Origin of the sequence: Nonomuraea sp. NBC_00507, from assembly GCF_036013525.1 — a bacterium.
In the GTDB taxonomy this organism is placed as follows: domain Bacteria; phylum Actinomycetota; class Actinomycetes; order Streptosporangiales; family Streptosporangiaceae; genus Nonomuraea.
Genome location: NZ_CP107853.1, coordinates 11,075,148 through 11,093,951 on the forward strand (window position 1 = coordinate 11,075,148; position 18,804 = coordinate 11,093,951).

Consider the following 18,804-nt stretch of genomic DNA (forward strand, 5'->3'; position numbering starts at 1 on the left):
AGCCGCGCTGGCCGGCCGCTGCCCGCCGCCTGCCAACTGTCAGTCGTAGAAACCCAGCCGCCGCAGCTGTTTGGGATCGCGCTGCCAGTCCTTGAGTACGCTGATCCGCAGGTCCAGATAGACGCGCGTGCCCAGCAGCGCCTCGATCTGGGTGCGGGCCTTGGTGCCCACCTCCCGCAGCCGCTCCCCCTTGTGCCCGATGATGATCGCCTTCTGCGACGGCCGCTCCACGAACAGGTGCGCGTAGATGTCCAGCAGGTCGTCACGCCCCTCGCGGGGCAACATCTCGTCGACGACCACGGCGATGGAGTGCGGCAGCTCGTCGCGCACGCCCTCCAGCGCCGCCTCCCTGATCAGCTCCCCGACCAGCACCTGCTCCGGCTCATCGGTGAGCTGCCCGCCCTCGTAGAGCGGCGGCGACTCCGGCAGGTGCTCGATCAGCACGTCGGCCACCACGTCGAGCTGGTCGCCCGCCTGCGCCGACACCGGCACGATCGCCGCGAACTCCGCCACCTGCGACACCGCCAGCAACTGCTCGGCGATCTGCTGCTTGGAGGCCAGGTCGCACTTGGTCACCACGGCCACGACGGGCGTCTTCTTCACCGCGGACAGCTTGTCGGCGATGAACCGGTCGCCCTTGCCGATCGGCTCGTTGGCCGGCACGCAGAAGCCGATCACATCCACCTCGGTGAGCGTCGACAACACCAGGCTGTCGAGCCGCTCGCCGAGCAGCGTGCGCGGCCGGTGCAGGCCCGGGGTGTCCACGATGACGAGCTGGGCGTCGGGGCGGTGCACGATGCCCCTGATGGCCCGCCTGGTGGTCTGCGGCTTGGACGAGGTGATCGCGACCTTGGTCCCGACCAGGGCGTTCATCAGCGTGGACTTGCCAACATTCGGCCTCCCCACGAAGCAGGCGAATCCGGCGCGATGGCTGTCTGGCGAAGTCACACTCTGCATTGTGTCCCATCAACGAGCGTGTTCACGCCACCAGGTGAACGCCTCGGGCGCCACGAGCGGCGTCCACGGGGTCGTGCGCAGCTCGGCGAGCTCCCCCTCGGTCACCCATCGGTAAGCGTTGATCTCGACTCCGTCGGGCTCGGGCACACCCGAGACGAGCGCGCAGCCGTAGACGGCGATGACGTAGCCGCACTGGTGGCCGTTCGGATATTGCGTGCGGAACTCGGGGCCGCCGTAGACGCCGATCAGCCCGCGCACCGCGATCTCGATGCCGAGCTCCTCCTTGAGCTCCCTGACCACGGCGTCCTGCGGGCGCTCGTCGGGGTCGATGCCGCCGCCCGGCGCCGCCCAGAGCCCGACATCGCCGTGGCGGGCCACCAGCAGCCGGCCCGCGTCGTCGAACACGTAACCGGCCGCCGACGGCAGCATGAGCAAATCGGAGCCGACCTTCTCCCGCAACCTCGCCAGAAACGGCGACATCGGCATGTCAGCCCCGCAGGGTGCCGTCGGGACCGGCCACGAGCAGCGACTTGACGCCCAGCTCCGCGGCCACGGCCGCGTCGTCGGGGCCCGGCTCGCCGTCGGTCACGAGCGCGACCGCCTCCAGGGAACGCGCGCCGCTGGAGATCGCCATGGCCACCGCAACCTGCACCGCCGACAAGGTGAGCGAGGCAAGGGCCACGTTGGTCGCCGAGTAGGTGCGCCCGGTCTCGTCGCGTACGGCGGCCCCTTCGGGGGTGCCGTTACGCGCCCTGGCCGCCCGCGCCAACGTGATGATCTTGCTGTCTTCAGGATCGAGAGTCACGCGCACTAGGTTATGCGCCGGCCATGGCCAACGCAGCGGCGACCACCTTGCGGGTGCGGGTGCTGTCCACGTCGTTCATGCCGGTGTGGACCACCGACACGAGCGTGTCGCCCACCCGGGAGAACACGACGTCGAGCACGTACGGATAGCCGTGCAACCGGCCCTGCAGCCGCGCCCCCACGGCCTCGTCACCGGCGTCCTCGACCGGCAGCTCGCTCAGCCGCAGGTCGGTGCCGGAGGAGGTGCGTACCGCCCGGCACGACTCCCGTGCTCTGGCCAGCGCGTCGAGGTGCGCCTCGGCCTCTTCGCCCGCGTACCTCGCCAGGCCGACCGCGGCCTGCTCGCCCAAGCCGTCGCCCTGGTAGCTCACCGCCGCCTGGGCGGTCAGCGCGTGCGCGGGCGCACGGCCGCCGGCCGGCTCCAGCAGCGCCCGGCAGTTCCGGTCCGCGGGGCCGAACGGCATCCGCCACGCCTGCTCAGGACGAACCGTGAAGCCCTCGGGCAGCCGCGGCTCCTTGCGGAGCGCCTCGTGCAGCTGGGCCATGGCGCTCGGGTCGATGAAGCTCTCCGCGCCCTCGCCGCCGCATCCCGCCAGGGTGCAAGCGAGCAGGGCGCAACCGATGATCCCCTGTCTTCGTCTCATGATCCCCCCTGGCGCGAACCCTGCCCGACCAACTAATGCGGCAATCCATCGAAGGTCCCAGCAACACGCAAAAAGGGTGTTCTCATCCGGTTTTCTGGATGAGAACACCCTTTACGCCGATCAGCGTCTCAGCCGGCTACCCGACCGGGACGCTGTCGTCCCCCTGGATCCATCCTCTCGCCGCGAACCCCACCCGGCGATCGGATGCTTCCCCTCTGACACCCACCGCACTGGATGTCGTGATTAGAGAGTGCCGGAGGTCGCTTGCAGAAGACTTGTAGAACGCTTGCGGTATCCGTCCGCATTTGTCCCCCAGCCGCCCCCGCTCAGATCAGCCCACGTCACCACCTGTCCGCCGCTGCCCGGCACGTACCCGGCCATCGTGCCCTCCCAAGGGACGAGGAGGTCTCGGCGATGGACATTCGGAACCGGCACAACCGGCACCGCAGTCGCCGCCCAACAGGACCGGGCGGGACCGGGCGGGGCCGAGCGGAACGAAGGGCTAGTCGCGTTCGGCCGTGGCGGGGACGGCCTCGTCCTCCGGCGGCGTAACACGGTGAACCACGACGGTGCTGATGCGGTTGCGACGACCCGCCAAGGTCTCCGCGGTCAGCGACAGGCCGGCCACCTCCGCGTGGGACCCGGCGATCGGCACCCGGCCGAGGGCGTGGGCCAGCAACCCGCCCACGGTCTCCACATCGTCCACGTCGATCTCGACCTCAAACAGCTCGCCCAGCTCGTCGACCGGCATCCTGGCCGTCACCCGCAGGCCACCGCCGGGCACCCGCTCGACGCGCGGCGCCTCCTGGTCGTACTCGTCGGTGATCTCGCCGACGATCTCCTCCAGCACGTCCTCGATCGTGACCAGGCCGGCGGTGCCGCCGTATTCGTCGATGACGATGGCGATGTGGATCTGCCTGGCCTGCATCTCCCGCATGAGCTGGTCGATGGGCTTGCTCTCGGGCACGTATGCAGCCGAGCGCATGATCGACTCCACCGGCTCCTTGCCGCCGCCCTCCCCCGCCTCGTGGATCTTGCGGGCGATGTCCTTGAGGTAGGCGATGCCCACGACATCGTCCTCGTTCTCACCCACGACGGGAACGCGGGAGAAACCACTGCGCAGCGCCAGCGACAGAGCCTGGCTGATCGACTTGCCGCGCTCGATGTAGACCATGTCGGTGCGGGGCACCATGACCTCACGCACCAGCGTGTCACCCAGCTCGAAGACCGAGTGGATCATCTCGCGCTCGTCGGGCTCGATCACCCGGCGCTCCTCCGCCAGGTCCACCAGGTCACGCAGCTCGGCCTCGGAGGTGAACGGGCCGTCGCGGAACCCCTTGCCGGGCGTCAACGCGTTGCCCAGCAGGATCAGCAGCTTGGGAAGGGGGCCGAAGATGCGCGTCAGGCCGTACACGATGGGCGCGCTGGCCAGCGCGACCGGCTCGGCGTGCTGGCGGCCCAGCGTACGGGGCATGACCCCGACCACCACGTAGCTGACCACGATCATCACGGCCGCGGCCCACACGTAGGCCCAGCCCTGGTCATGCATGACGTCGATGAACAGCAACGTCGCGATGACCGTGGCGATCAGCTCGCAGCTCAGCCGCAGCAGCAGGAGCAGGTTGAGGTAACGCGGCGGGTCGGTCTCGATGGCCTGCAGCCGCACCGCGCCCCGCTTACCGTCCCGCACGAACTCCTCGGCGCGCACCCTGGAGATGCGCGTCAGTGCCGTTTCCGCACTGGCGATCAGGCCACCGATGATCACCAGGCCGATGGCTAGCAGCAACCAGCCGTTCACCGCGGGTCGCGCACCTCCTGCCACGACTCCAGGAGCTGGGCCTGGAGCCCGAACATCTCCTTGTGCTCCTCCGGCTCCGCGTGGTCGTAACCGAGCAGGTGCAGGATGCCGTGCGTGCACAGCAACTCAAGCTCGTCGGCCGTGCTGTGCCCGGCCTCCTTCGCCTGCCTGGCGGCCACCTGCGGGCAGAGCACGACGTCCCCCAAAAGCGCGGGGTCCGCCGGGCCGTCCGAGTCGCCGCGCGCGCCGCCGCCGGGGCGCAGCTCGTCCATCGGGAAGGCCAGCACGTCGGTCGGGCCGGGCTCGCCCATCCACTTCTCGTGCAGCTCGGTCATGGCGCCCTCGTCGACCACCACGATGGACAGCTCGGCGAGCGGGTTGATGCCCATCTCGCCGAGCACATGAGCGGCCAGCGCCACGAGGCCCTCCTCGTCGACCCCGACGCCGGACTCGTTGTTGATCTCGATGCTCACGGTCGCCGCTTCCCCCGATGCTGGATCTGCTTCGGCTCCTGAGCGGCCACCGTGGCGTCGTAGCGCCCGTAGGCGTCCACGATCTCGCTCACCAGCTTGTGACGGACCACATCGGCGCTGGTCAGCCGGGAGAAGTGGATGTCGTTGATGCCGTCCAGGATCTCCTGGACCACCCGCAGCCCGCTCACCGTGCCCGAAGGCAGGTCCACCTGCGTCACGTCACCCGTGACCACGATCTTGGAGTTGAAGCCCAGCCGGGTGAGGAACATCTTCATCTGCTCGGCCGAGGAGTTCTGCGCCTCGTCCAGGATGATAAATGCGTCATTAAGCGTGCGTCCGCGCATATATGCGAGCGGCGCAACCTCGATCGTGCCGTTGGCCATCAGCTTGGGGATCGAGTCGGGGTCGAGCATGTCGTGCAGGGCGTCGTAGAGCGGCCGCAGGTAGGGATCGATCTTCTCGTAGAGCGTGCCGGGCAGGAATCCCAGCCGCTCCCCCGCCTCGACGGCGGGGCGGGTGAGGATGATCCGGTTGACCCGCTTCTCCTGCAGCGCCCGCACGGCCTTGGCCATGGCGAGATAGGTCTTGCCGGTGCCGGCCGGGCCGATGCCGAAGACGACCGTGTGCTTGTCGATGGCGTCGACGTAGCGCTTCTGATTGACGGTCTTCGGCCTGATCGTGCGCCCGCGCGAGGACAGGATGTCGAGGGAGAGCACTTCGGCGGGGCGGTCGGAGGTCATGCGGAGCATGGCGATGCTGCGCTCGACCGCGTCGGGGGTGAGCTCGCCGCCGCTGCGCAGCACCTCGACGAGCTCCTCGAAGAGCCGCACTACGGTGCCGCTCTCGTCGGGGCTGCCGGTGACGGTGATCTCGTTGCCCCGTACGTGGATGTCGGCCCTGAAAGCACCCTCGATGACGCGTAGCAGCTCATCACGGGAGCCGAGGAGGCTGACCATCGGGTATTCGTCCGGAATCAGCACCTTGGCTTGTGTGCGCGAGGGAGGTGCCGTGCGTCGGGATTCGTGTAGTTCGGACATGGGCAGGCCAGTGGCCTGATGCCTCCCGGTCTCTTTCGGTGTGCTTCTCCGCCCATCGTATCCGGGGCCCGGCGGATTGCTCTCCTCAATATCACCCTGGAGGCCAGGTGAGGTCGCGCCCGCCCAGGACGTGGGCGTGCACGTGGAAAACGGTCTGGCCGGCGCCCGGGCCGGTGTTGAAGACGACCCGGTATCCGGTGTCGGCCACACCTTCCTGCACGGCCACCGCGTGGGCGGTCTTCAGTACGTCGTCGGCCAGCCCGTCGTCCGCGTCGGCCAGCACCGCCGCGTTGGCGTGGTGTCCCTTCGGGATCACCAGCACGTGCGTGGGAGCCTGCGGATTGACGTCGCGGAACGCCAGAGTCCTGCCGCTTTCATAGACGATCTCGGCCGGGATCTCCTTGGCGACGATTTTGCAGAAGAGACACTCGTTCACAGCAGCACCCTATCGAGACCCCTCCCGTTAGCGAGTCCGTTGCGAATCGGTAATCGTCAGTGTCGTGCGTGAGAAGATCCGCGCGGTTAGGGTGTGTGTGCGACACTTCAGAACAAAAGACGATTCAGGGTCGGGCGAGCGCCACCTGGCGAGGACACGACTGGCGTAATGCACCCTAAGGAACCGGGGAAACCTCAAGAACCGGAAGAGCGTAAACCCTCTGGGAAGGCCGCGCGTCCCACTGATGTGACCACCGAAACCCTTCTGGCCGACAGGTCGATGGGGGCGGTGCCAGTCGGGTGGGATGCCGACATGGCCGTTACCGCGCTGTACAGTGCGCATTTTCGGTCATTGGTGCGTCTGGCTGTGTTGCTCGTGCGCGACATAGCTACCGCTGAGGAGGTCGTGCAGGATGCGTTCGTCGCCATCCATGGCGCCTGGCGTAGGCTGCGTGACCCCGACAAAGCACTTGCCTACCTCCGTCAATCCGTCGTCAACCGGTCCCGGTCCGTGCTGCGCCACCGCGCGGTCGTCGAGAAGTACGCTCCCAAGGGCTTGCCGGACGCCCCGAGCGCCGAGAACGGCGCGATCGGCGAGCTGGAACGCTCCGCCGTCATCGAGGCGTTACGTGCCCTGCCGACCCGACAGAGAGAAGCACTGGTCCTGCGGTATTACGGTGATCTGTCCGAAGCTGAGATAGCCCACGCCATGGGCATCAGCAAGGGCGCGGTCAAGAGCCACACCGCACGTGGCATGGCCGCTTTGCGATCCGTCCTGGAGAAAATGTCATGACCCAGCCCCCCGACGAGCACGGCGACCTTCTTCGCCGTGCGCTCCGCGCGGAGGCGGACGCGGTCGTGCCCTCGCCGGACGGACTGGAGATCATCCGCGCCCGGATCGAGCGGCGCGGCGTACGTAACCTGTTCTGGTGGCGTGCGGGCGCGGCCGCCGCCAGTGCTGTCCTCGTGGCGGGGGCCATCGTGATGGCCGTTCCTGGGCTGCGCTCGCAGATCATCGAACAGCAGAGCGTCCAGCCAGTGGAGAACGAGACCTCCTCCAAGGTCCCGTCCAACTCCTCCACGACCCGCTCCCAGCAGCCGCCGCCCCCGGAGCCGACCGCCGACCGGAACCCGGCCGTGGTTCCCCCGGACACCCCGTCACCGCGACCGGCGAAGACGGCGAACTCGACCAGCAGGCCGTCGAAGAGCCCCAAGCCCACGTCCACGCCGTGCCCCTCCGAGGCCGAGACGGCCGAGGACTGCCCGACGGCCTCCCCCACGCCGACGCCGTCGGACGAGGATCCGACCACGCAGCCGTCGGCGTGCCCGCTGGAGGAGTGCCCGCCCGACGACGCCACCGACGCGCCCACCGAACTGGCCAGCCCGCTCGTGGACGCCTCTCAGACGCCGTGAGACGTTCACGAGCCGACTGAGCACCCTGAGACGTCACGAGCCATGTGAGCGCCCCTGAGACGTCACGAGCCGGCGCCCTGAGACCTCACGAGCCGACTGAGCGCGCGAGACGTTACGAGTCGGCTGAGCGCCTTGAGATGTTTACGAGACGATTGAGCATCTTGAGACATAGCGCGTCTTCTGAGCGCTATGGGGCGTTCACCAGCGTCCGGTACGCGCGAGCAGCACGGCCGCCGCCGCCACCCCCGCCGTGGAGGTCCGCAGAACCGTGGGCCCGAGGAGCACAGGCACGGCCTTGGCCGCCTGGAACCTGGCCAGTTCCTCCTCCGAGACGCCCCCTTCCGGCCCCACGACCACCACGATGTCGCCTCCGGCGGGCAACTGGACGCCGGACAGCGGCTCGGCCGCCTCCTCGTGCAGCACCAGCCCCAGCGCCGCGCCGGCCAGCAGCGCCTCGACCCGCGCGGTGGAGGCGAGCTCGGTCACCTCGGGCAAATGGAACCTGCGTGCCTGCTTGCCCGCCTCACGCGCGGTGGAGCGCCACCGGGCGAGCCCTTTGGCGACCCTGTCGCCCTTCCATTGGGTGATGCTGCGCGCGGCCGACCAGGGGACGATCGCGTCCACGCCCGCCTCGGTCATCATCTCGACCGCCAGCTCGCCCCGGTCGCCCTTGGGCAGTCCCTGGACGACGACGAGCCGCGGCTGGGGCGCCTCGACCCGGTAGCGGGCCAGCACGTCCAGCCTGAGCGCGTCCTTGAGGACCTCGCGGACGACGCATTCGGCGACCGCACCGGCTCCGTCGGTGAGATCGACGCGCTCGCCGGCCCGCAGGCGGCGCACGGACGCCGCGTGCCGGCCCTCGGGCCCACCGAGCGTCAGCTCGGGTCCGTCGAGCTCCTCTGAGAGGAAGACGGGTACGGTCACCGGCCGTTGAACGCGTCGCGCAGGCGCGAGAAGAAGCCCTGCTGCCCGGGCGCGAACTTGCCCGGCGGCCGCTCCTCGCCCCGCTGCTTGGCCAGCTCCTTCAGCAGGTCCTCCTGCGCGGTGTCGAGCCGCGTCGGGGTCTCGACGTTGACGTGGATCAGCAGGTCGCCTCTGCCGGACTCGTTGAGCCGCTGCACGCCGCGTCCGTACATGGTGATGACCTGGCCGGACTGGGTGCCGGGGCGAACGTCGACCTCCTCGGCGCCGTCGAGCGTCTCGACAACGAGCACGGTGCCGAGCGCGGCGGCCGTCATGGGGATCTGGACGGTGCAGTGGAGGTCGTCACCGCGGCGTTCGAAGATCTCGTGGGCCCGCTCGACGATCTCCAGGAACAGGTCTCCGGGCGGGCCTCCGCCGGGGCCGACCTCGCCCTCGCCGGCGAGCTGGATGTGGGTGCCGTCCTCGACGCCCGCGGGGATGCGGACCTTGATCGTACGGCGGGTGCGCACCCGGCCGTCACCTGAGCACTCCTGGCAGGGGTGGCGGATGATGGTGCCGAAGCCGCCGCACTGGGGGCATGGCCGCGACGTCATGACCTGGCCCAGGAACGAGCGGGTGACCTGGGAGATCTCGCCGCGCCCGTTGCACATGTCGCAGGTGTCGGGGTGCGTGCCCGGCGCGGCGCCGGCCCCGTGGCAGACCTCGCAGAGCACGGCCGTGTCGACGACCAGCTCGCGGGTGGTGCCGAAGGCCGTCTCGCGCAGGTCGAGCTCGACGCGGATGGTGGCGTGGCGGCCCCGGCGTGCCCGCGAGCGGGGCCCTCGGGTGCCGGCCGCCGAGCCGAAGAAGGCGTCCATGATGTCGCTGAACGGGAAGCCCGCTCCGAAGCCCCCGGCGCCCGCGCCTGCTCCCGCGCCGGCGAAGGGGTCGCCGCCCAGGTCGTACATCTGGCGCTTGTTCGGGTCTGACAGCACCTCATAGGCCTGCGTGATCTCTTTGAACCGCTCCTGGGTCTCAGGATCGGGGTTCACGTCGGGGTGCAGCTCGCGGGCGAGGCGGCGGTAAGCCTTCTTGATCTCGTCCTGACTGGCGTCACGGCGCACCCCGAGGGTGGCGTAGTAGTCGCTGTTTGCCACTTATCGACCTCTTATGATGCAGCCAAGATCTGGCTGACGTAGCGAGCCACCGCACGCACGGCGCCCATCGTCACGGGATAGTCCATCCTGGTGGGGCCCAGCACACCGAGCCTGGCCAGTTGGTTGTCGCCAGAACCGTATCCGGTCGCGACGACGGATGTGCCGCGTAGGTAAGGGTTTTCCGAACCGATGCGGACGGTGAGCGCAGAGGGGGTGTCCGAGGACGTCTCGCCGAGCAGCCGCATGAGCACGACCTGCTCCTCCAGCGCCTCCAGCACGTCACGCAGGCCCGTGGAGAAGTCGGCGCCGGCGAGGTTGGCCGCGCCGGCGAACACGATCTTCTCGTCGTGCCGCTCCACCAGGGTCTCCAGCAGCACCGACAGGATCGTCGCCACCGCGGGCCGGTCCTCGACGGGCAGGCGCTCCGGCAGGTCGGCGACCAGCTCGGGCACGTTACTCAGACCGCAGCCGTCGAGGCAGGCGTTGAGCACCGCGCGCAGGTGCGCGATGCGGGTGTCCTCCACCACCTCGGGCAGCTCGATCACGCGCTGCTCGACGCGGCCGGTGTTGGTGATCAGCACGAGCATGACCCGCCGGTCGTTGAGCGGCACCAGCTCCACGTGCCGGACCGTCGAGCGCGTCAGCGTCGGGTATTGCACGACCGCGACCTGCCTGGTCAGCTGCGCGAGCAGCCGCACCGTGCGGGTGACCACGTCGTCGAGGTCCACCGCGCCGGCGAGGAAGGTCTCGATCGCCCTGCGCTCGGCTCCCGACAGCGGCTTGATCTGCGAGAGCCGGTCGACGAACAGGCGGTATCCCTTGTCCGTCGGCACGCGTCCCGCGCTGGTGTGCGGCTGTGTGATGTAGCCCTCTTCCTCCAGCGCGGCCATGTCGTTCCTGACCGTGGCCGGGGAGACCCTCAGGTTGTGGCGCTCGGCCAGTGCCTTGGAGCCCACCGGTTCGTTGGTGGACACGTAGTCTTCGACAATGGCGCGGAGCACCGCCAATTTCCGATCGTCGAGCACGTGCTCACCTCCTGCCCTCTGCTTTCAGGAACGAAGTGTCTAGCACTCTGTGTTCCCGAGTGCCAAGTGTACGGCTCTCGCCCACAAGGTGCGATAACGCCGACTCCCATCCTGTTGCTAGCGTCTTACAAGCGACAGGGCCCAGACTTGCCGACATGTCGGACAATTCTCAACCTCCGTCGTACGGGCCGCCTCCAGGGCAGGATCCCTACTACGGCCAGCCACCATCGCCACAGCCCGGCTACGGACCCCAACCGGGCTCCCAGCCTGGCTACGGCCAGCAGCCCGGCTCCCAGCCCGGGTACGGACCCCAGCCCGGCTACGGCCAGCAGCCGCAGTACGGCGCGCCTCCGCCACCGCAGCAGCAGTACGGGAGCCCGTCCGCCCAGTACGGCCCGCCGCCTCAGTACGGACAACCTCAGTACGGACAATACGGCCAACAGCCCCAATTCCCCCCACAAATCGATTCCAAAGCCGTAAAGCCCAGCCTGTGGTGGGTGACGGCGGCCTGGGGCCTCGCCGTCATCTGCGGGATCGTCGGCGTCGTCATCTTCGTCGGCGGGGTGCTCGGCAGCGTGACCGACCTGGCCCCCACCAAGACGTTCTCGTCGGGTGAGAGCATCACCGTGACCGTCGACCCGGCGGACAAGCCGGCCGTCTACGTCGCCACCACCACGCGGATCAACTACGAGTGCCAGATCTCCGGCGGTTCCGGCCAGGCCAAGCTCGCCGAGACCAGCGGCAGCCAGTCGCTCACCGTCGGCAGCGTGACCTGGGAGCAGATCCTCGTGATCAATGCGCCGAGCAAGGGCGACTACCAGTTGACCTGCACCAACCAGGAGACTGCGGACGTCAAGTACGGCGTCGGCAAGCCGGTCGCCTCCGCGGCGGGCGGAGTCGCCGGCGGGGCCGCCGCGCTGTTCCTGGTCCCCGGCGCGGGAATCCTCATCGCGATCATCGCCACCATCGTCGTCCTGATGCGCCGTAGCTCTGCGCGCAAGCGCCTTGCGGTCGGCGGGTGATTTGCTACGGTCCCCGTGTGTACGAGGGCGATGTGCTGGCAGGCAATTGGCGGCGGCCGGGCAAGGGCAAGATCCCTAAGGTGGCCGCCGAGCCGGACCTTGTCGTGGAGGACGCCGACAGCGGCTTCTGCGGCGCGGTCGTGGCCTGCGACAAGGAGGCCGTCACGCTGGAGGACCGGTTCGGCAGGCGGCGGTTGTTCCCGCTGGCGCCGGCCGCGTTCCTGCTGGACGGCAAGCCCGTGACCCTCGTACGGCCCACGGCCGCTCCCGCCGGGCCCAGGCGCAGCGCGTCGGGCTCCATCGCCGTGGAGGGGCTGCGGGCACGGGTGGCCAGGGAGAGCCGGATCTACGTGGAAGGCGTGCACGACGCCGCCCTCGTCGAGAAGATCTGGGGCCATGACCTGCGCGTCGAGGGGGTCGTGGTCGAATACCTGGAGGGTGTGGACGATCTGCCGGCCATCGTGGCCGAGTTCGACCCCGGGCCGGGACGCCGGCTGGGGGTGCTGGTCGACCATCTCGTGCCCGGCTCCAAGGAGAGCAGGATCGCCGCCGAGATCACCTCGCCGGACGTGCTCGTGGTGGGGCATCCGTTCGTCGACATCTGGCAGGCGGTCAAGCCGTCCGTTCTGCGCATTCCGGCCTGGCCCGACGTGCCGCGCGGCGTGCCGTGGAAGGAAGGCGTGATCGCGGCCCTGGGCTGGCGTATGGAGCCCGCGGACGCGTGGCGGCGCATTCTCGGCGCCGTCTCGACCTTTACCGACCTGGAGCCGGAGTTGCTCGGCCGGGTCGAGGAACTCATCGACTTCGTTACGGAGGCACCATGAGCCAGGATCCGTCGCAACCCCCGCCGCCCGACGACGACGCCACGCGCCGGGTGTCCCCTTCGGACATCCCACAGGACCAGGGCTCAGGCCCGCAACAACCGGGCTATGGGTACGGCGGGCAGCCCGGCTACGGCTCCCAGCCCGGCTACGGCCAACAACCCGGCTCCCAGCCCGGCTACGGCCAGCAGCCGGGGTCCCAGCCAGGCTATGGCTATGGTCAGCAGCCCGGCTACGGCCAGCAGCCCTCCTATGGGCAGCAGCCGCCGTCCTATGGGCAGCAGCCGCCGCCCGGCTACGGTCAGCCGCAATCCGGCGGTTACGGGCCCCAGCCGGGTTACGGGCAGGCGTCTCAGCAGCCGCCCGGCTACGGCTACGCTCAGGGCCCCGGCGAGCCGTACGTCCCCGGCAGGTTCGGCCCCCGACCCGGCAGCGACGACACCACGATGGCCATGCTGGCGCACCTGCTCGGCCTGCTCGCCTCCTGGCTCGGCCCGCTGGTCATCTACCTGATGAAGAAGGACGAGTCCCCCTACGTCAGGGACCAGGCGGCCGAGGCGCTCAACTTCCAGATCACGATGTTCATCGGCTATGTCATCTCGGGCATCCTGGTGATCGTCTTCATCGGCGCCCTCATGCTGCCGGTGGTCTGGATCCTGTCCCTGATCTTCCACATCCAGGCCGCCCTGGCGACGAACAAGGGCCAGAACTACCGCTATCCGTTCGCCATCCGCCTGATCACCTAAACGAGCAGGTCCCTGATGAGGGCGTCGGCCAGCAGGCGCCCTCGCAGCGTGAGCACCATCAGGCCCGTCTTGAACGACTCGGGCTCGAGCAGCCCGCGCGCCAGCGCGCCGGCCACGGCCGTACGCGCGCCCGGCGCGACCTCGGCGAGCGGGTAGCCGGAGGCCAGCCGCAGCTCCAGCATGAGCCGCTCGGCGGCGCGGGCCTCGTCGTCGAGCACTTCGCGGGCGTGCGCGGGCGAGGTGTGCGCGGTCAGCCGCTGGGCGTAGGCGGCCGGGTGCTTGACGTTCCACCAGCGGGTGCCGCCGACGTGGCTGTGCGCGCCCGGACCGGCCGCCCACCAGTCGCCGCCGGTCCAGTAGAGCAGGTTGTGCCGGCACCGCGCCTCGTCGGACGTGGCCCAGTTGGACACCTCGTACCAGCGGAAGCCGGCCTCGGCCAGCATCTGGTCGGCGATCAGGTAGCGGTCGGCGGCCACGTCGTCGTCGGGCATCGGCAGCTCGCCGCGCCTGATCCTGGCGGCGAGCCTGGTGCCCTCCTCGACGATCAGCGAGTAGGCCGACACGTGGTCGGGCCCGGCCTCGATCGCCGCGGCCAGGGAGGCCCGCCAGTCGTCGTCGGACTCGCCGGGCGTGCTGTAGATCAGATCCAGGTTGACGTGCTCGAACCCGGCCTCCCTCGCCTCCCGCACGGCCGCGGCGGGCCGGCCCGGCGTGTGCCTGCGGTCGAGGACCTGGAGCACGTGCTCGCGTGCGCTCTGCATGCCGAAGCTGATCCGGTTGAACCCCCCGTGGCGGAGCTTCTCCAAGGAGGAGGGGTCCACGGACTCGGGATTGGCCTCCGTGGTGACCTCGGCGTCCGGCCGCAGCCCGAACTCGGAGTCGATCGCGGCCAGGATCCTGGCCAGGTCTTCGGGAGGCAGCAGGGTGGGCGTGCCGCCGCCGAAGAACACCGTCTCCACCGGCAGCTCGGCGTCGCCCAGGACGCGGCGGGCGAGGCGCACCTCTTCGACGGCCGTGTCCGCGTAGTCGCGGTGTGAGGCGCCCGGCCCCAGCTCGGCGGCGGTGTAGGTGTTGAAGTCGCAGTAGCCGCAGCGGGTCACGCAGAACGGCACGTGGACGTAGAAGCCGAACGGACGCTCTCCGAGGCCGCTCAGGGCGCTGTCGGGCAGTTCGCCCGAGGTGGGCACGGGATCGCCGTCAGGCAGGGTGGATGGCACTACTCCAGTCTGCCGGGCCGTTAAGGGTGCTCCAAGCCGGTCTCAAGCGCCTTCGCGTCCACTGGTGTCCACCAGCCGAGGGGGAGACATGACAGGCATCGGCATCGTGGGCGCGGGGATCGCGGGGCTGACCGTCGCGCTGCGGCTGCGGCAGCTCGGGGTGGAGACGACGCTGTACAGCGTGGGCGACGCGGACGCCATGCGTTCGGGGCGGCGTCCCGGCGCGGTCGCCAGGACGGGCGGCATGCGGGCACGGGAACGGGAGCTGGGTTGCGAGCACTACGCCGACCCCGGATGCCTGGTGGACGCGGCGAGCATCTCGATCAAGGGCGTGCCGCCGCTGGAGTTCACGGGGCGGATCGCGGACCCGTACAGCGTGGCGGATTCCCGGCTGCTGCTGCCCACGCTCATGGAGGACTTGGCCGGCAGGGGCGGGAAGATCGTCGTGACGGGGACGGAGCCGGACGCGGCGCAGGTGGATCGGTGGTCGCGGGAGCACGAGCTCATGGTGGTGGCGGCGGGGCCGCGCTCGGTGGCCGAGCTGTTCCCGCGTGATCCTGGGCGTTCGCCGTACGACGAGCCGCAGCGCAGGTTGTTCGCCGGCGTGTTCCACGGGGTGCGGGCCGGCACGACTTTGTCCTCCACCATCTCGCCGGCCTGCGGTGAGATCTTCTGCATGCCGATGCTGACGCGGGCGGGACTGGCGTCCTCGATCCTGGTCGAGGCGATTCCGGGCGGTCCTCTGGAGCCGCTCACCCGGATGGACCCGGCCGGCGTGGGGCCCGCGCTGCTCGCGGCGATCGCCGAGCACGCCCCGAGCCTGCGCGAGCGGATCGACACGGCCGCGTTCGAGCCGGCCGGGCCCCAGGAGGCGTGGTGCGGCGCGATCACGCCGACCGTGCGGGAGGCGGTGGCCAAGCTGCCGAGTGGGCGCGTGGCGCTGGCCGTGGGGGACGCCTGGATCGTCAACGACCCGCTGACCGGGCAGGGCGCCAACGTGGGGTCGGCCTGCGCGTGGATCGCGGCCGAGTCGATCGCCGCGGGCGGGCCGTACGACGTGTCCTTTGCCCGCGCGGTCGCCGGCCGGATGTGGGAGGAGGTGGCCGGCCCGGTCACCGCGTGGACGAACACGTTCCTGCAACCGCCGGCCGACCACATCCTCGACCTGCTCGCCGCCGCGGCAACCCGGACGGAGGCCGCCGACCTGGTGCTGGAGCTGCTGTCCGACCCCGCGCGCCACTGGCCGGTGCTGTCCAGCCCGGACGAGGTGAACAGACTCGTTGACGCGCTGGTGTGAGCGCTCTACGATCGCCTCAACTTATTAGGAAAGTTTCCTATAAGTTGAAGCCTCCGGGAGACGCTCGGTGAAGAACAAGGTCCTGATCACGCTCTCGCTCTTGCTGGGGCTCTCGGCGGTTTCCGTGCCCGCCGAGGCCCAGGCCGGTTTCAAGCGAGTCGCGTACTTCATCCAATGGGGCATCTACGGCCGCAACTACCACGTCAAGGACGTGGACGCCACGGGCGCGGCGGCCAAGCTCACCCACCTCAACTATGCGTTCGGGTTCGTCAACGCCGAGGGCTCCTGCTACTCGGCCGACCCATGGGCCGACTGGCAGCGGCCGGTGCCGGCCGAGCAGAGCGTGGACGGCGTGGCCGACGCGCCCGGACAGGCCCTGAACGGCAACCTGAACCAGCTCCGCAAGCTCAAGGCCAAGCACCCGGGGCTCAAGGTGCTGATCTCGCTGGGCGGCTGGACCGGCTCGAAGCACTTCTCCGACGCCGTGCTCACCGCAGAGTCGCGTGCCACGCTGGCGCGCTCCTGCATCGACCTGTGGCTGCGCGGCGACCTGCCGGGGCTGGAGCCGGGCGCGGGAGCCGGCGTGTTCGACGGGATCGACCTGGACTGGGAGTGGCCCGGCTCGTCCGGGGCCGAGGGGAACGTCATCCGCCCCGAGGACAAGCAGAACTTCACGCTCTTCGTGGAGGAGCTACGCTCCCAGCTCAAGGCCTACTCGAGGGCCGCGCAGCTGACGGCCTTCCTGCCGGCCGCCGCCGCCAAGATCGACGCCGGCTTCGAGGTACGGCGCGTCTTCAGCCAGCTCGACTTCGCCACCATCCAGGGCTACGACCTGCACGGCACCTGGGAGCCGCAGACCGGGCACAACGGCAACCTGTTCACCGACCGGCGGGATCCGAACCCCGTGAAGTACAGCGTCGACCAGACCGTCCGCGACTACCTTTCCCGTGGGGCGCCCGCACGCAAGATCGTGGTCGGGGTGCCCGCCTACGGCCAGGGCTGGACCGGCGTCACTGGCGGTGACGGCCTCTACAAGCCCGCCACCGGACCCGCTCCCGGCAAGTGGGCCCCTGGCAGCGAGGACTACAAGGACCTGGTGAACAAGCCGGGCAAGCGCTACCGGGACCTGCGCACCGGGGCGATGTGGCTCTACGACGGCAACGAGTTCTGGTCGTACGACGATCCGGCGATGATGCTGCAGAAGGCGGCCTACATCCGGCTCAAGGGCCTGGGCGGGTCGATGATGTGGTCGATCGACCAGGACGACGCGCGCGCCTCCCTCACCTCGGCGCTGTATTCGGTCCTGCGCTGAGAATCCCTGGCCGGGTAGGGGGCCTCTACCCGGCCAGCACCTTTTCCGCCATCTCGTCCCATCGACTGTCATGTCCGGGAACGGCAAGAATGCGGCGTAGAGCGTCCTTGTCCCCGTGGTGGGCACGGAACCAGTCGGCCACCGTCACCCCGATCTCCGGACGGGAGACGACCTCCACCTCGTCGCCGGCCCCCAGCTCGCCGAGCTCGATCACCCTCAGGTAGGCCCCAGGCCGCGCCGCGTCGGTGAAGCGCTTGACCCAGCCGGGCTCGTCCATCCAGTTGCGGAACACCACGCACGGCACCCGAGGCCCGGTCACCTCGAGCACGGCGCTGCCCACCCGCCACCGCTCGCCGATCACGGCCTCGTTGACGTCGAGGCCGTAGGTGGTGAGGTTTTCGCCGAACCGCCCGTCACGCACCTCCCGCCCCAGCTCGGCCTCCCACCAGTCGTAGTCCTCTCTGGCGTAGGAGTAGACGGCGTGGTCGGGGGACCCGTGGTGCTCCTTGTCGGCCCGCTCGTCGCCGGACAGCCCGTTGGCGAGGACCTCGACACGGTGCGTGACAGCTTGCTTGTCTATGGCCGTACGCCCCATCTTCCCGGCCCATTCAGCCTCGACCGTTGTGCCCACGTTGACGGAGAGAATGCGCATGAATCGGACGGTAACACTCCGCCCTGCGACTCCCTTCAGCCGCCACCTACCTCACCGCAGTTGAGCTGCGACTCGGCATCGAACCCGGCCAGCTGTAACAACGTCTCCAGCGCGGCCTGCCGGGTCTCCTCGACCGAGTCACCCCGCTCACCGAAGCACTCGGCCGCCACATCCAGCAGCGCCGTGACGACGGCGGCGTCGGGATAAGGCACGTCGACCATCACCGTTCCACCGTCTCCGTCCACTCCGGCCGCATCCAGGTGCCGGCTCAGCAGCCGTCTGGCCTCCTCGGCCACAGCGACCCCCAGCACCGCCGCACGCTCGAATCGCTCAGAAGCAATCACGCCACCCTCCAGTCGCACAGGCGTTCGGGAAGAGACGGTAGTCGGCGGCACCGACAGAATTCCGGCGCCTTGCGTGGGCGGCGGACGGACTGGTTAGGCTCGAACGGTGTACGACTCGATCATCAGCGTTTCCGGACTCACGGTGGAGCTCGGCGGCAACCCGGTGTTGCGGGACATGAGCCTGACCGTGGCCACCGGCGAGATCGTGGCCGTCGTCGGCCCCAACGGATCGGGCAAGTCGACCCTGCTGCGCTGCCTGGCCGGGCTCCAGCCCGCCGCCTCCGGCGAGGTGCGGGTGTTCGGGAAGCCTCCGGTCGACGACGGCCCCTTCTGGCACCGGGTCGCGCTGCTGGGCGACGAGCCCGCCTGGTATCCGGGGCTGACCGCGCGCGAGCACCTGGAGCTGATGGCGGCCGTGCATCCCACGGCGCGGATGACGGTCGAGGCGGCACTGGAGGTGTTCTCCCTGGTGGAGCGGGCCGACGCGGTGCCGCTGAACCTGTCGACCGGCCAGCGGCAGCGTCTCTCGCTGGCCGCCACGCTGCTCAGGCCGAGCACGTTGCTCCTGCTCGACGAGCCGGAACGCGGCCTGGACGACGATTTCCGCGGCCGGCTGGCCGGCCTGCTGGCCGCGTACACGGACGAGGGCGGCACCGTCGTCATGGCCACCCACGACCCGGGACTGGCCGCCCGCGCCCGCCAGGTCTCGCCGTCGGGCGTGACCGCATGAGCCGCGTTCCGGAGGTG

Annotated in this window: 22 protein-coding genes; 8 read left to right on the forward strand and 14 right to left on the reverse strand. The window is 69.7% G+C overall.

Features of this window, described 5'->3' with window-relative positions; genetic code table 11:
- Positions 1-39: 39 nt before the first annotated feature.
- The 8 genes from era to OHA25_RS52835 all read right to left on the reverse strand — a co-directional run bounded on the left by era (position 40) and on the right by OHA25_RS52835 (position 6,149).
- Entirely contained in the window at positions 40-948 is a 909-nt protein-coding gene (era, locus tag OHA25_RS52800) for a GTPase Era (RefSeq protein ID WP_305923337.1), read from the reverse strand.
- An 18-nt stretch (positions 949-966) separates the two neighbouring features.
- A complete protein-coding gene (locus tag OHA25_RS52805) occupies positions 967-1,443 on the reverse strand; it encodes an NUDIX domain-containing protein (protein WP_327584405.1) in 477 nt (158 codons plus the stop codon).
- Between the two features lies 1 nt (position 1,444).
- Positions 1,445-1,762, reverse strand: a complete 318-nt coding sequence (locus OHA25_RS52810; protein WP_327584406.1) for a cytidine deaminase — start codon at positions 1,760-1,762, stop codon at positions 1,445-1,447.
- 10 nt (positions 1,763-1,772) lie between these two features.
- A complete protein-coding gene (locus OHA25_RS52815) occupies positions 1,773-2,405 on the reverse strand; it encodes a hypothetical protein (protein ID WP_327584407.1) in 633 nt (210 codons plus the stop codon).
- A gap of 502 nt (positions 2,406-2,907) precedes the next feature.
- The gene (locus tag OHA25_RS52820; RefSeq protein WP_327584408.1) at positions 2,908-4,203 is read right to left on the reverse strand and encodes a hemolysin family protein; all 1,296 of its coding nucleotides are present in this window, start codon (positions 4,201-4,203) and stop codon (positions 2,908-2,910) included.
- Entirely contained in the window at positions 4,200-4,676 is a 477-nt protein-coding gene (gene ybeY / locus OHA25_RS52825; RefSeq protein WP_305923342.1) for an rRNA maturation RNase YbeY, read from the reverse strand. The genes OHA25_RS52820 and ybeY overlap by 4 nt, the downstream gene beginning before the upstream one ends.
- Positions 4,673-5,713 carry a PhoH family protein gene (locus tag OHA25_RS52830; protein ID WP_327584409.1) on the reverse strand — a complete coding sequence of 347 codons (1,041 nt, stop codon included), beginning with the start codon at positions 5,711-5,713 and terminating at the stop codon, positions 4,673-4,675. Before OHA25_RS52830 ends, ybeY begins: the two co-directional genes overlap by 4 nt.
- A gap of 91 nt (positions 5,714-5,804) precedes the next feature.
- The gene (locus tag OHA25_RS52835) at positions 5,805-6,149 is read right to left on the reverse strand and encodes a histidine triad nucleotide-binding protein (protein ID WP_327584410.1); all 345 of its coding nucleotides are present in this window, start codon (positions 6,147-6,149) and stop codon (positions 5,805-5,807) included.
- 279 nt (positions 6,150-6,428) lie between these two features.
- Here OHA25_RS52835 and OHA25_RS52840 point away from each other — a divergent pair, with 279 nt between their 5' ends.
- Together OHA25_RS52840 and OHA25_RS52845 are read left to right on the forward strand one after the other, a co-directional pair.
- Entirely contained in the window at positions 6,429-6,941 is a 513-nt protein-coding gene (locus OHA25_RS52840) for a SigE family RNA polymerase sigma factor (protein ID WP_080047132.1), read from the forward strand.
- Complete coding sequence (locus OHA25_RS52845; RefSeq protein ID WP_327584411.1) at positions 6,938-7,561, forward strand: hypothetical protein; 624 nt, start codon at positions 6,938-6,940, stop codon at positions 7,559-7,561. Before OHA25_RS52840 ends, OHA25_RS52845 begins: the two co-directional genes overlap by 4 nt.
- A gap of 198 nt (positions 7,562-7,759) precedes the next feature.
- Here OHA25_RS52845 and OHA25_RS52850 read toward each other — a convergent pair whose 3' ends face one another.
- The 3 genes from OHA25_RS52850 to hrcA are packed head-to-tail and all read right to left on the reverse strand — an operon-like array spanning position 7,760 to position 10,646.
- On the reverse strand, positions 7,760-8,485 hold the full coding sequence (locus OHA25_RS52850; protein WP_327584412.1) for a 16S rRNA (uracil(1498)-N(3))-methyltransferase: 726 nt from the start codon (positions 8,483-8,485) through the stop codon (positions 7,760-7,762).
- Positions 8,482-9,621, reverse strand: a complete 1,140-nt coding sequence (gene dnaJ / locus OHA25_RS52855; protein ID WP_327584413.1) for a molecular chaperone DnaJ — start codon at positions 9,619-9,621, stop codon at positions 8,482-8,484. The genes OHA25_RS52850 and dnaJ overlap by 4 nt, the downstream gene beginning before the upstream one ends.
- An 11-nt stretch (positions 9,622-9,632) precedes the next feature.
- The gene (hrcA, locus tag OHA25_RS52860; protein ID WP_305923347.1) at positions 9,633-10,646 is read right to left on the reverse strand and encodes a heat-inducible transcriptional repressor HrcA; all 1,014 of its coding nucleotides are present in this window, start codon (positions 10,644-10,646) and stop codon (positions 9,633-9,635) included.
- A 497-nt stretch (positions 10,647-11,143) separates the two neighbouring features.
- On the opposite strand from hrcA, the gene OHA25_RS52865 reads away from it, so the two are divergent.
- From OHA25_RS52865 to OHA25_RS52875, 3 genes are read left to right on the forward strand one after another with little or no spacing between them, the layout of a single operon-like run.
- The gene (locus OHA25_RS52865) at positions 11,144-11,668 is read left to right on the forward strand and encodes a hypothetical protein (protein ID WP_327584414.1); all 525 of its coding nucleotides are present in this window, start codon (positions 11,144-11,146) and stop codon (positions 11,666-11,668) included.
- 17 nt (positions 11,669-11,685) lie between these two features.
- Complete coding sequence (locus OHA25_RS52870) at positions 11,686-12,492, forward strand: DUF3097 domain-containing protein (protein ID WP_327584415.1); 807 nt, start codon at positions 11,686-11,688, stop codon at positions 12,490-12,492.
- Positions 12,489-13,235: a DUF4870 domain-containing protein gene (locus OHA25_RS52875; protein WP_327584416.1), complete on the forward strand. Its 747-nt coding sequence runs from the start codon at positions 12,489-12,491 to the stop codon at positions 13,233-13,235. Before OHA25_RS52870 ends, OHA25_RS52875 begins: the two co-directional genes overlap by 4 nt.
- Here OHA25_RS52875 and hemW read toward each other — a convergent pair.
- Entirely contained in the window at positions 13,232-14,452 is a 1,221-nt protein-coding gene (hemW, locus tag OHA25_RS52880; protein WP_327584417.1) for a radical SAM family heme chaperone HemW, read from the reverse strand. The two genes, OHA25_RS52875 and hemW, sit on opposite strands and share 4 nt — an antisense overlap.
- 88 nt (positions 14,453-14,540) lie before the next feature.
- On the opposite strand from hemW, the gene OHA25_RS52885 reads away from it, so the two are divergent.
- Both OHA25_RS52885 and OHA25_RS52890 read left to right on the forward strand, forming a co-directional pair.
- Positions 14,541-15,749, forward strand: a complete 1,209-nt coding sequence (locus tag OHA25_RS52885; protein ID WP_327584418.1) for a styrene monooxygenase/indole monooxygenase family protein — start codon at positions 14,541-14,543, stop codon at positions 15,747-15,749.
- A 67-nt stretch (positions 15,750-15,816) separates the two neighbouring features.
- Positions 15,817-17,061 carry a glycoside hydrolase family 18 protein gene (locus OHA25_RS52890; RefSeq protein ID WP_327584419.1) on the forward strand — a complete coding sequence of 415 codons (1,245 nt, stop codon included), beginning with the start codon at positions 15,817-15,819 and terminating at the stop codon, positions 17,059-17,061.
- Between the two features lie 25 nt (positions 17,062-17,086).
- Here the strand turns inward: OHA25_RS52890 and OHA25_RS52895 are convergent, their stop codons facing one another.
- Positions 17,087-17,713, reverse strand: a complete 627-nt coding sequence (locus OHA25_RS52895; protein ID WP_327584420.1) for an MOSC domain-containing protein — start codon at positions 17,711-17,713, stop codon at positions 17,087-17,089.
- 35 nt (positions 17,714-17,748) lie between these two features.
- Positions 17,749-18,057, reverse strand: coding sequence for a hypothetical protein (locus tag OHA25_RS52900; RefSeq protein WP_327584421.1), 309 nt, complete (start codon positions 18,055-18,057; stop codon positions 17,749-17,751).
- 106 nt (positions 18,058-18,163) lie between these two features.
- Here OHA25_RS52900 and ccmA point away from each other — a divergent pair, with 106 nt between their 5' ends.
- Positions 18,164-18,787, forward strand: a complete 624-nt coding sequence (ccmA, locus tag OHA25_RS52905) for a heme ABC exporter ATP-binding protein CcmA (protein ID WP_327584422.1) — start codon at positions 18,164-18,166, stop codon at positions 18,785-18,787.
- Positions 18,788-18,804: the final 17 nt, after the last annotated feature.